At 65.7% G+C, this 11,631-nt stretch carries 9 protein-coding genes; 4 read left to right on the forward strand and 5 right to left on the reverse strand.

Annotated elements, in window-relative coordinates:
- A complete protein-coding gene (locus RFA01S_RS03695; protein ID WP_072691990.1) occupies nucleotides 1-2,391 on the forward strand; it encodes a helicase-associated domain-containing protein in 2,391 nt (796 codons plus the stop codon).
- A 44-nt stretch (nucleotides 2,392-2,435) separates the two neighbouring features.
- Nucleotides 2,436-4,817, forward strand: coding sequence for a DNA polymerase III subunit gamma and tau (locus tag RFA01S_RS03700; protein ID WP_032408545.1), 2,382 nt, complete (start codon nucleotides 2,436-2,438; stop codon nucleotides 4,815-4,817).
- Between the two features lie 3 nt (nucleotides 4,818-4,820).
- Here the strand turns inward: RFA01S_RS03700 and RFA01S_RS03705 are convergent, their stop codons facing one another.
- The gene (locus RFA01S_RS03705) at nucleotides 4,821-5,063 is read right to left on the reverse strand and encodes a hypothetical protein (RefSeq protein WP_027494552.1); all 243 of its coding nucleotides are present in this window, start codon (nucleotides 5,061-5,063) and stop codon (nucleotides 4,821-4,823) included.
- 233 nt (nucleotides 5,064-5,296) lie between these two features.
- Here RFA01S_RS03705 and RFA01S_RS03710 point away from each other — a divergent pair, with 233 nt between their 5' ends.
- Both RFA01S_RS03710 and RFA01S_RS03715 read left to right on the forward strand, forming a co-directional pair.
- A complete protein-coding gene (locus RFA01S_RS03710) occupies nucleotides 5,297-6,508 on the forward strand; it encodes an acetyl-CoA C-acetyltransferase (protein WP_027494551.1) in 1,212 nt (403 codons plus the stop codon).
- A 9-nt stretch (nucleotides 6,509-6,517) separates the two neighbouring features.
- Nucleotides 6,518-8,653: a 3-hydroxyacyl-CoA dehydrogenase NAD-binding domain-containing protein gene (locus RFA01S_RS03715; protein WP_032399301.1), complete on the forward strand. Its 2,136-nt coding sequence runs from the start codon at nucleotides 6,518-6,520 to the stop codon at nucleotides 8,651-8,653.
- A 61-nt stretch (nucleotides 8,654-8,714) separates the two neighbouring features.
- On the opposite strand, the gene RFA01S_RS03720 is transcribed toward RFA01S_RS03715, so the two are convergent.
- The 4 genes from RFA01S_RS03720 to mihF form a co-directional block, all read right to left on the reverse strand.
- The gene (locus RFA01S_RS03720; RefSeq protein ID WP_052060936.1) at nucleotides 8,715-9,371 is read right to left on the reverse strand and encodes a GntR family transcriptional regulator; all 657 of its coding nucleotides are present in this window, start codon (nucleotides 9,369-9,371) and stop codon (nucleotides 8,715-8,717) included.
- Between the two features lie 13 nt (nucleotides 9,372-9,384).
- Nucleotides 9,385-10,557 carry a cation:proton antiporter gene (locus RFA01S_RS03725; RefSeq protein WP_072691991.1) on the reverse strand — a complete coding sequence of 391 codons (1,173 nt, stop codon included), beginning with the start codon at nucleotides 10,555-10,557 and terminating at the stop codon, nucleotides 9,385-9,387.
- A 19-nt stretch (nucleotides 10,558-10,576) separates the two neighbouring features.
- On the reverse strand, nucleotides 10,577-11,059 hold the full coding sequence (locus tag RFA01S_RS03730; protein ID WP_027494547.1) for a cation:proton antiporter regulatory subunit: 483 nt from the start codon (nucleotides 11,057-11,059) through the stop codon (nucleotides 10,577-10,579).
- Nucleotides 11,060-11,141: 82 nt separating this feature from the next.
- On the reverse strand, nucleotides 11,142-11,456 hold the full coding sequence (gene mihF / locus RFA01S_RS03735) for an integration host factor, actinobacterial type (protein ID WP_008712632.1): 315 nt from the start codon (nucleotides 11,454-11,456) through the stop codon (nucleotides 11,142-11,144).
- Nucleotides 11,457-11,631: the final 175 nt, after the last annotated feature.

Consider the following 11,631-nt stretch of genomic DNA (forward strand, 5'->3'; position numbering starts at 1 on the left):
ATGACCGAGACGATCGGGACGTACGAGGGGTGGCTGGCCTCGCTCGACGAGGACGCACTGACGGATCTGCTGCGACGTCGACCGGACGTGGCAACCGACCCGCCACCCCGCTCGTTCGGGTTGCTCGCGCAACTGCTCGGCTCGCCCTGGCGGGTGGCGGCGTTACCTCGAAAACTCGACAGAGGTGCGCTCGACCTGCTCGAGTTGTTCGCGCTCATGGAGGATCTCAGCCGCGCCGAGATCGGCCACTGGACGGGCGAGGGAATCTCGAACGAGACGGCGCATATCGATACGGCCCTGAACACGCTGATGGCCTACGGCCTGATCTGGCCGCACACGGCAGAGGGCTCGGACGCGGTCGAGTACCGCCCCGTCGATCTGTCCGGCGTGTTCTCGCACCCATTCGGTCTTGCCCGTAGGCAGCGAAAGTTGTTCTTGCACTGCGCCGTCGAGCAGGACCGACCTGCTTTGTTGACCCGCCTTGGAGTCGACTCCTCGCTCGATCGAGCCGAACGCGCCGACGCCGTCGCGGCCGCGATGACCCCCGAACGTATCCGAGCCTTGTTCGACGACGGCCCGCCCGAGATGCGAGAGATGTTGTCTCGCTTCGTCGATGGACAACCGGCGTCATTGATCTTCGATGTGCCGCCGACCGCAGGTACCGCCGCCTTCGAGCGCGGATTGCTGTATCGATTGGACGGGCATCGCGTCGAGATGCCGTTGGAAGTGAGCATCGCGCTGCGAGGAGACGGGTGGCGATTGCCCATCGAGCTCAGGCCGCCGGAATTCGCCACTCGTGTTCTGTCGCACAATGACTCGCGGCGAGCGCGCTCCATCGCCTTGCTGCAGTTCTGTGAGCACACGCAGGCGTTGTTGACGGCAATCGACACCGATGGCCTGGCAATGATGAAGACCGGTGGCATCAGCACCAAAGAACTCCGTGCGCTGACTTCTCGTCTGGGATTCGCCGACGAGCATCACACCGCGTTGATGCTGATGCTGGCGCGCGAAGCCGGGTTGCTCGCCGACCGGGGAAAGACCGGCGTCGCATTGACCTCGACCTACGAAACCTGGTCGACGAGCTCGCGATCCGAACAGGCGGCAGCATTGTTGGCCGCGTGGTGGTGCTCGCCCTTCACGCCGACCCACCGGGTGCCTCGATCCTCCCAGAAGACCGCGCCGGTACTCAAGAAGATGCTCGACGATCCCGCGGCCGCAGACGTGCGTTCGACTGCCTTGGCGGCTCTTCTGCGCCTCGGCGGATCCGACAGCCCGACGCCGGTGTTGTCCGATCCCGACGAATTCGCCCGCTACCTCGAGTGGCATATTCCGGTCGTCTCGACGAGCGCCGGGTTTGGCCACGTGCGCGCACTCTGGGCCGAGGCCACCCGCCTCGGAGTTCTGGTCGACGGCGCACCGACCGATCTGTGCGCCACCCTGACGGACTTCCGAGTGGGCCGAGACGGCGATCCGCGCCAGATCGCCTCCGCGCTGGCAACGCAGCTACAAGATATGGCCGAATGGGTGCCGTTCTCGGTGCGCCTGTTGCCCGATTCGACCGCAGTGGTCACCGGGCCGCCGAGCACCGAGGTGGCGTCGATACTCGGTGCGGCCGCGCAACCCGAGTCGCGGGAAGTGGCGTCGGTCTGGCGCTTCACGCCGGCGACGATCCGCAACTTCTTCGACACCGGTGGTACCGGTGAGGAGTTGATCGACGCCCTCGCCGAGATGGCCGACACCGACGTTCCCCAAGCCCTGGCCTATACGATCCGAGACTGTTGGCGCACCTACGGCGCACTGGCCGTGCGCAAGATCCCGTGCGCCATCGTCTCCGAGGACGTCGTACTGCTGACGAACATCGAGACGGACGAGGCATTGGCGGTGCTGCAGTTCCAGCGGCTCGCGCCGACAGTCCTGATCAGTTCTGCCACACCCATCGACACTCTCGCGGTGCTGCGCAGGCACGGATACTCCCCGGTGCGGCACTCCGACACCGGTCGGCTCGAGCTGGACAGCGCGACCAGGGTCCGCGCCAACACCACCCGCATCTCGCACCCCGCACCCGCAGCACCACGTCGACGCGAATCACGCGAGCTCGCACGGCTGCTGCAAGCAGGCGACCCCGGCACCGTCGACGACGCACGGGTGCGTTCCGCGCTCAGCCGGCACAGCAGACTGCTGCCACGGGAGCTCGATGCGCTGACCGACGCCGCAGCGCGCGGCGCACCCGTCTCGATCGACTATCAGAACTCCAAAGGCGCAATCGTGCGGCACGCGATCTCGGACGCGCTGCAGGACGGCAACTGGCTACTCGCGCTGTCGACGTCCACCGGCAGCCGGGAAAGCTTCGCGATCATGAACATCAGAGCGGTGTCCGCCGGTCCGCACTGATGCACGATGCAACTCTGTCGTCGGTCGCCGGTACCCTTTCGGGCGTGGCCCTCTACCGGAAGTACCGTCCCGCGACGTTCGCCGAAGTCGTCGGTCAGGAGCACGTCACCGAACCGATCAGCGTGGCGCTCGATTCCAACAGAATCAACCACGCCTATCTCTTCTCAGGCCCTCGTGGCTGCGGAAAGACGTCCTCGGCACGCATCCTCGCCCGATCGCTGAACTGCGCCGAAGGACCGACCTCCACCCCCTGCGGTGTGTGCAACTCCTGCGTCGCACTGGCACCGGGCGGGCCCGGCAACTTCGACGTCGTCGAGATGGACGCAGCCAGCCACGGTGGCGTCGACGATGCACGCGATCTTCGAGACAAAGCCGTGTACGCCCCGGCCGAGTCGCGCTACGTCATCTTCATCATCGACGAGGCGCACATGGTCACCCCGGCCGGCTTCAACGCGCTGCTCAAGGTCGTCGAGGAACCGCCGGAGCACCTGGTCTTCATCTTCGCGACCACCGAGCCCGAGAAGGTGCTCCCCACCATCCGCTCGCGAACCCACCACTACCCGTTCCGACTGCTCGCGCCGTCGACGATGCGCGGCCTGCTCGAGAAGATCTGTGGTCAGGAACAGGTACCGGTCGAGGACGCGGTCTATCCACTCGTTATCCGCGCGGGTGGCGGTTCTCCGCGTGACTCGCTGTCGGTCATGGACCAGTTGCTGGCCGGAGCCGGACCGGAAGGCGTCACCTACCCGCGAGCTCTGTCGCTGCTCGGCGTCACCGACGTCGCGCTGATCGACGAGGCCGTCGACGCCCTGGCCGCGGGAGACGGCGGCGCACTGTTCGGCACCGTCGACAAGGTGATGGACGCGGGCCACGACCCACGTCGCTTCGCCATCGACCTCCTCGATCGCATGCGAGACCTGATCCTGATGAAGGCCGTACCCGACGCCGGTGAACGTGGCCTGGTCGACGTGCCGGGCGACGTCCTCGAACGGCTCCGCGACGAGGCGGACCTGCTCGGCTCGGCGACGCTGACTCGCTACGCCGAAATCGTGCACTCGGGCCTCGGCGAAATGCGAGGGGCCACCGCGCCGCGCCTGCTGCTCGAAGTGATGTGCGCACGGATGCTGCTGCCCTCGGCTTCCGATGCGGAATCGGCGGTGCTGCAGAGGCTCGAACGCGTCGAACGTCGCCTGGACGTCACCCTTCCTGCCGGTGAGCAGGCGGCAGTGGCACAGGCAGCCGCAGACCCGACACGACCACAGCTGCCCGCGACCGACGAGCCTGCACCCTCCGGCCCGCCCCCGGTGAACAAATTCCAGCGACCGTCCCAGCGACAGCCGGCCGCCGAGTCCGCACCCGCGGCACCAGCATCGGCCCCGGCTCCGGCACCTGCGCCTGCGCCTGTCGCGGCACCCGAACCCATGGCGGTCCCGGAAACGTCTCCGGTGCCCGAGCCTGCAGCTCCTGAGCCAGCTCCCGCACCCGAGCCAGCTCCCGCACCCGAGCCGGCTCCGACACCCGAACCAGCTCCGACACCCGAACCAGCTCCGACACCCGAACCGGCTCCGACACCCGAACCGGCTCCAACACCCGAGCCAGCTCCGACACCCGAGCCAGCTCCGACACCCGAACCGGCACCCACACCCGAACCGGCGCGCGAGCCCGCACCGGTCACGACTTCCGCTGCAGCGCAACAGCATTCGGAAACTTCGCTGTCCCATGAGGATTTTCCGCCGGAGCCCGAGGACGAGTACGGACCGGAGCCCGAGCCGGTGTACGAATCCGAGCCCGAGCCTGTCGCGGCACCCGCGGCGGCCTCCAACGAGCCGGATGCGGCGGCCGTCCGCGCGGTGTGGTCCGAGGTGCGAACCAAGGTACGAGAGCGAAGCAGGACCGTCGAGGTGATGTTGTCCGGTGCGTCGGTACGCACCGTCGAGAACGGCACCATCACACTGGGCCACGATTCGGCACCGCTCGCGAAGCGACTCGAAGAACCCCGCAACGCCGACGTCATTCGGGACGCGTTGCGTGACGTGTTCGGCGTCGAATGGTCGGTGGTCTGTCTGGTGGGTGCTGCGGCACCACCGGAACCGTCATCAGCAAAAAAAGATGAACCGGCAGCGAAACCCGCGTCGCTGCCGAAGTTCTCGAGGCCGAGCCAGGCAGGGGCTCCCCGTCCGACGTCGGACGGTTTCGGTTCAGCGGGCGATGGATCGGACGCAGATATTCCGATGCCCGAGGCCCCGGACTATCCCGATGATCCCGAGCCGGTAGGTCCGCCGCCTCCGGAGACGCCGGAGGACGAGGAAGAACTGCTCAAGGCCGCGGCCGAACCCGCGGACCCGTCGGTTCGTCGGGACCCGGAAACGGTCGCCATGGAGCTGCTGGTGAGCGAACTCGGAGCGGTACCGCTCAAGGAGATCTGAGGCTCAGGCGAGCGTGAGATCGTCGGTGTCGACGAATACCAGTCGGCCGCTGTCGAGAGCGACGGCCCAACGCTTGGCGACGGCCCAGTCCCGCGAGGTGCTGTCGGTCGCTTGGACTCCGAAGTCGTCGACGATAGCGCCGGTCTCGTAGGCGTCGGATCCAGAACTGTCGGCTCCGGACTTGTCGTCGTTGCGAGTGCGTACCTTGACGCGAGCGCCCACGGTCGGTTCGTTGTCGGTTTCCATGGTCGGTCTTCTTTCGCCTTCGGTCGATCTGACGCATCGTAATTTCCCATGACGGGGTCGTTCAAACCTGAACCGCATCGTGGGTCATGCGAAACGCTCGTTTCGGTCCTTATGTCGGATCGGTATGCCAACTTACTGTGGCATGAGCTGAGGTCTGTCATGGCCTCGCACCGACGCGATCGGCCGGCACGGCGATCGCGACAAGATCGAGTATGTGGAAGGAACTGCGCGCTGTGACTACAGAGGCATTCATTTACGAGGCCATCAGGACTCCCCGAGGTAAAGGAAAGAACGGCTCCCTGCATTCGGTGAAGCCGATTTCCTTGGTGACCGGGCTGATCGACGAGCTCCGTCGACGTTTCCCCGACATGGACGAGAACCGAATCTCCGACCTCATCCTGGGCGTGGTCTCGCCCGTCGGAGATCAGGGTGCCGACATCGCCCGCACGGCCGTGCTCGCAGCCAAGATGCCCGACACCGTCGGCGGCTTCCAGCTCAACCGCTTCTGCGCGTCGGGCCTCGAGGCCGTCAACCTGGCCGCGCAGAAGGTGCGCTCGGGCTGGGACGAACTGGTCGTTGCCGGCGGCGTCGAGTCGATGTCTCGCGTGCCGATGGGCAGTGACGGCGGCGCATGGGCCATGGACCCGGCCACCAACTACGACACCTACTTCGCCCCGCAGGGCATCGGTGCCGACCTGATCGCCACCATCGAAGGATTCACCCGCGAGGACGTCGACGCGTATGCCGTCCAGTCCCAGGAGCGCGCCGCAGCGGCGTGGTCCGGTGGCTACTTCGCCAAGTCCGTCGTTCCGGTCACCGACCAGAACGGTCTGCTGATCCTCGATCAGGACGAGCACATGCGTCCGGGCAGTACCGTCGAGTCGCTCGGCAAGCTGAACCCGGCATTCACCGGTATCGCGGCCATGGGCGGATTCGACGACGTGGCGCTGCAGAAGTACCACTGGATCGAGAAGATCGATCACGTCCACACCGGCGGAAACAGCTCCGGCATCGTCGACGGCGCAGCCCTCGTCCTCGTCGGCAGCGAGCAGGCGGGCAAGGACCTGAACATGGTCCCGCGCGCCCGCATCGTCGCGACGGCCACCAGTGGTGCCGATACGACGATCATGCTGACCGGACCGACCCCGGCGTCGAAGAAGGTTCTCGCCACCGCCGGCCTGACCGTCGACGACATCGATCTGTTCGAGCTCAACGAGGCGTTCGCTTCCGTGGTGCTGCGTTTCCAGAAGGATCTGAAGATCCCGAACGAGAAGCTCAACGTCAACGGCGGCGCCATCGCCATGGGCCACCCGCTCGGTGCCACCGGAGCCATGATCACCGGCACCGTGCTCGACGAGCTCGAGCGCCGCGGCGGCCGGTACGCCTTGATCACCCTGTGCATCGGCGGCGGCATGGGCGTTGCCACCATCATCGAGCGAGTCTGAGGTAGAACGATGTCTGACAACATGATTCAGTGGGACCAGGACGCCGACGGCATCGTCGTTCTGACGATGGACGACCCCAACCAGGGCGCCAACACGATGAACCAGCTGTACAAGGACTCGATGGGCGCGACGGTCGACCGCCTCGAGGCCGAGAAGGACAGCATCACCGGAGTCGTGCTGACCTCCGCCAAGAAGACGTTCTTCGCCGGCGGCGATCTGCACACCCTCATCGAAGCCAAGCCCGAGGACGCCCAGCGGGTGTTCGACGAGGTCCAGGAAGTCAAGGGACAGCTGCGTCGGCTCGAGAAGCTCGGCAAGCCGGTCGTGTCCGCCATCAACGGTGCGGCACTCGGCGGCGGACTCGAGATCGCTCTCGCAACGCATCACCGCATCGCGGCCGATGTTCCCGGCGTGCAGATCGGTCTGCCCGAGGTCTCGCTCGGCCTCCTGCCCGGCGGCGGCGGCGTTGCCCGCATCACGCGACTGCTCGGCATCCAGACCGGCTTCATGACGGTCCTCGCTCAGGGCACTCGGTTCCGTCCGGCCAAGGCTCTCGAAATCGGTCTGGTTCACGAATTGGTCGGCAGCATCGACGAATTGGTGCCCACCGCCAAGGCATGGATCAAGGCCAACCCCGAGGGTGGCGTCGCACCGTGGGACGTCAAGGGTTACAAGATCCCCGGCGGCACGCCGTCGAACCCGAAGCTCGCGCAGATCCTGCCTGCCTTCCCGTCCAACCTGCGCAAGCAGATCAAGGGCGCACCGATGCCGGCTCCGCGCGCGATTCTCGCTGCGGCGGTGGAGGGTGCGCAGGTCGACTTCGACAATGCGTGCACCATCGAGTCGCGGTACTTCACCGAGTTGGTCACCGGTCTGGTGTCCAAGAACATGATTCAGGCGTTCTTCTTCGACCTGCAGGCGATCAACGCCGGTAAGTCTCGTCCCGACGGCATCGAGAAGACCACCTTCACCAAGGTCGCGGTTCTCGGCGCAGGCATGATGGGCGCGGGCATCGCGTACGTGTGTGCCAAGGCCGGAATCGACGTGGTGCTCAAGGACGTTGCGATCGAGTCGGCGCAGAAGGGCAAGGCGTACTCCGAGGCCATCGAGGCCAAGGCACTCTCGCGTGGCAAGACCACCCAGGAGAAGTCGGACGCTCTGCTCGCACGCATCCACCCGACCGCCGATGCCAAGGACGTCGAAGGTGCCGACCTCGTCATCGAGGCCGTCTTCGAGTCGGAAGAGTTGAAGCAGAAGGTCTTCCAGGAGATCGAGGACCTCGTCGATCCGACGGCGCTGCTCGGTTCCAACACCTCGACGCTGCCCATCACGAGCCTCGCTCAGGGCATCAAGCGTCAGGAAGACTTCATCGGCATCCACTTCTTCTCACCCGTCGACAAGATGCCGCTGGTGGAGATCATTCGCGGCGAGAAGACGTCGGATGCGGCCTTGGCCAAGGCATTCGACCTGGTGCAGCTCATCAAGAAGACGCCGATCGTCGTCAACGACAGTCGTGGATTCTTCACCTCTCGCGTGATCGGTACGTTCATCAACGAGGCCATTGCGATGCTGGGCGAGGGCGTCGAGCCGTCGACCATCGAGCAGGCCGGTCTGCAGGCCGGTTACCCGGCTGCGCCGCTGCAGCTTTCGGACGAGCTCACGCTCAACCTGATGCAGAAGATCCGCAAGGAAACCTACGACGCCATCAAGGCTGCCGGTGGAACGCCTCCGGAGGATCCGGCCGGCGAGGTCATCGACAAGATGGTCGACGAGTTCGAGCGTCCGTCGAAGGCCAAGGGTGCGGGCTTCTACGAGTACGAAGACGGCAAGCGCGCCGGCCTGTGGCCCGGACTGCGTGATGCGTTCAAGTCGGGTTCGGCGGACATCCCGTTCGAGGACCTCAAGGAACGCATGCTGTTCATCGAGGCCATCGAGACGCAGAAGTGCTTCGACGAGGGTGTCCTGAATACCACCGCCGACGCCAACATCGGTTCGATCTTCGGCATCGGCTTCCCGGCATGGACGGGTGGCGTGCACCAGTACGTCGTCGGCTACCCGGGTGGTCAGGCCGGATTCGTCGCTCGCGCGGACGAATTGGCCAAGAAGTACGGAGAGCGCTTCCAGGTTCCGGCCTCGCTGCGCTGACCCCATGTGAGTGGAAACGCGTAGCAGGCTACGAGTTTCCACTCACGTGCGCGTAGCGCTGTCACCCGCGATGCGCGATCAACCTCTCGGCGCCGTCTGTGAATTGTTGCTTCATCAATTCGCAGGCGGCGTCGATGTCGTTTCGAATCAGGGCCGCGATCAGCTCCTCGTGATTGCGCACGGCTGCTCGGCCCCAGTCACGGTCGGTGGCGTAGAGACGGGTCGGGGTATAGCGGGTGGCGTTGTTGAGAAACCACGCCAACTTGGCCGACTCGGCCAGACGGTTCAGCACACGATGGAACTCGAACTCGATGTTCTCGACGTCCTCGGCCTTGCCGTTCTCGACGGCGACCGACAGTGCGTCGGTGAGCTCGGTGAGTCGATCCAGTTCGACCTCGGTGATCTTCGGTGCCGCCCGGCGCACGAGTTCGACCGCGATCTCACCCTGCAGCCAGAAGATGTCGACGATGTCGCTCGGCGTCAGCGCAGACACCACATAGCCGCGGTGGGGGACGAGCTCGACGATGCCCTCACCGCGCAAGGTCAGTAGCGCCTCACGCACCGGGGTGACGCTGACGCCCAGCTGGGCTGCGGTCTCGTCGAGCCGGATGAAGTCTCCCGGACTCACCTCTCCGGACATCACCAGGTGCCGGACGTGGCTGGCGACTTCCTCGGACAACTGCGGCCGTCGCCTCAGAGCCGTCCGCTTGTCTGCCATGTCGAAAAGCCAATCACACCGCGGGCTTGGTCCGGAGCACAACCTTCGCGACGGGTTCGACGACGCGGGCAGCAATCGGCCCCAGGATGGCCATCAGCAGCACGTACGCCGTCGCCAGGGCCGCCAGTTCGCCTTCGACAGCTCCCGCGGCGACGGCCAGTCCGGCGATGACGATGGAGAACTCTCCGCGCGCCACCAGAGCCGCACCGGCGCGTAGTCGTCCCGGCCTGCCGATTCCCTGCCGACCTGCTGCCCACCAGCCCGTCGCGATCTTGGTCGCGGCGGTGGTGACGGCGAGTACGACGGCCCAGCCCAACACGGGCGGGATGGTCGACGGGTCGGTGCCCAGACCGAACACGACGAAGAACATCGCAGCGAACAGGTCGCGTAGGGGTTCGAGGACGCGGGTCGCGTTGTCGGCCGTCGACCCGGAGATCGCGATTCCCAGCAGGAACGCACCGACGGCCGCCGAGACCTGCAGTTCCGACGCGATGCCGGCCACCAGCAGGGCGGACCCGAGGACTTTGAGCAGCATGACCTCACGGTCGGGACTGTCGACGATCGCCGAGACGAATCTGCCGTATTTCAGCGCGACGACCAACACGAAGGTGATGACGAACAGTGAGATGCCGAGGGCTTCGAGTCCGCCGAGGAAGCTGACTCCGCTCAGGACGGCGGTGAGGATCGGGAGGTAGATGGCCATGGCCAGGTCCTCGAACACCAGGATCGACAGCACGACCGGGGTTTCGCGGTTTCCCAGTCGGCCCAGGTCGGTGAGAACTTTGGCAATGATGCCCGACGACGAGATGTACGTGACGCCGCCCATCACGAGCGCCCCGACTCCGCCCCAGCCGAGCAGCAGCGCGACGACGGCACCGGGCGCGAAGTTGAGGACGATGTCGACCAGACCGGCCATCCACGATCGACGCAGGCCGGTGACGAGCTCGGTTGCGGTGTATTCGAGGCCGAGCAGCAGCAACAGCAGGATGACGCCGATTTCGCTGGCGATCTCGCTGAACTCGTCGATGCCGCCGAGGTTGACGAATCCGCCGTTGCCGAAGGCCAGTCCGCCGAGCAGGTAGAACGGGATGGGGGAGACGCCGATCCGGCCGGCGAGACGAGCGAGAAGTCCGAGAACGAAGAACACGGCACCCAGCTCGGTGAGGGCGAGCGCGCTCTCGGCCACGGGTCAGCCCCGACTGATCTCAGGCATTGCCGAGCAACTTGGCTGCTGCGTCCAGTCCGTCCGCGGTGCCGACGGCGACCAGCAGGTCACCTGCGGCGAGCGTGAAGTCGGGGGTGGGTGACGGTTGTACCTGGCCGGCGCGCATGACAGCGACGACGGATACTCCGGTCTTGGTGCGCATGGCGGTGTCGCCGAGTGTGCGGCTGACGAACCGTGAATTCGCGCGAATGGGGAGCTGACGAGTGTTGATTCCGGGGAGATCGCGATGCTCTTCCCCGAGCTGAGCAATGAGTTGCGGCGACCCGAGCAGATTGCCCAGGGCCGCCGCTTCCTCATTGCTCAGGGTGATGGACGCCTGCGTCGCATCGGGGTCGTCCTTGCGCGAAACGATCAACTCGTTCGCGCCGTCCTTGCGGGTGATGACGCCGATGCGGCGCCCGGAAGCGAGGGCAAAATCTTTCCGCACCCCGATTCCGGGCAGCAGGGTCACTTCGACGTTCATGGTCGAAATGCTAGCCCTGCAGGCAACGCGTTATCGCAGGATCAGGCGTGGAGCCTGCAGGAACGACCCGTGAAAATGTGAATCAGGATGCGACGGCAGCGAGCAGCGCTTCGCGCTGGTTTGCGCCGAGGCCGCCGATGCGGCGCGTATCTGCGATGGACAGCTGCTCGAGCAGCTGTGCGGCGCGCACGGATCCAACGCCCGGCAGGGCCTTGATCAGCGCGGACACCTTGGTCTTCTTGACGATCTCGTCGTTCTCCGCCTTGGCGAGGACGTCAGCGACGCTCAGTTCGCCGGACTTGACGGATGCGAGCAGCTTCGACCGCGCAGTGCGTGCCTCGGCCGCCTTGGCCAGCGCCGCGGTGCGCTGTTCCGGTGTCAATACTGGTAAAGCCATGGCCTGTTCTCCTCGATTGTGGTGACCCGTCGCTCGTTGACAGGTCTCGACCCTCTTGCATCGTGCCTGGTGGCTCTTCCAATCTAACCGAACAACACGGGTGTCATTCACGGTCGAACCACCGAACCTCCCTCGCCAGGCTACGTCCTATCCGATTCGGGGTGTGCCCCGACCA

The organism is Rhodococcoides fascians NBRC 12155 = LMG 3623 (genome assembly GCF_001894785.1).
GTDB lineage: Bacteria > Actinomycetota > Actinomycetes > Mycobacteriales > Mycobacteriaceae > Rhodococcoides > Rhodococcoides fascians.

Bases quoted from the DNA above. Each gene is read 5' to 3' on its own strand.
- RFA01S_RS03720 (WP_052060936.1), bottom strand. From the start codon at position 9,371: ATGGCAGACAAGCGGACGGCTCTGAGGCGACGGCCGCAGTTGTCCGAG.
- RFA01S_RS03705 (WP_027494552.1), bottom strand. From the start codon at position 5,063: ATGGAAACCGACAACGAACCGACCGTGGGCGCTCGCGTCAAGGTACGC.
- RFA01S_RS03715 (WP_032399301.1), top strand. From the start codon at position 6,518: ATGTCTGACAACATGATTCAGTGGGACCAGGACGCCGACGGCATCGTC.
- RFA01S_RS03695 (WP_072691990.1), top strand. From the start codon at position 1: ATGACCGAGACGATCGGGACGTACGAGGGGTGGCTGGCCTCGCTCGAC.
- mihF (WP_008712632.1), bottom strand. From the start codon at position 11,456: ATGGCTTTACCAGTATTGACACCGGAACAGCGCACCGCGGCGCTGGCC.
- RFA01S_RS03730 (WP_027494547.1), bottom strand. From the start codon at position 11,059: ATGAACGTCGAAGTGACCCTGCTGCCCGGAATCGGGGTGCGGAAAGAT.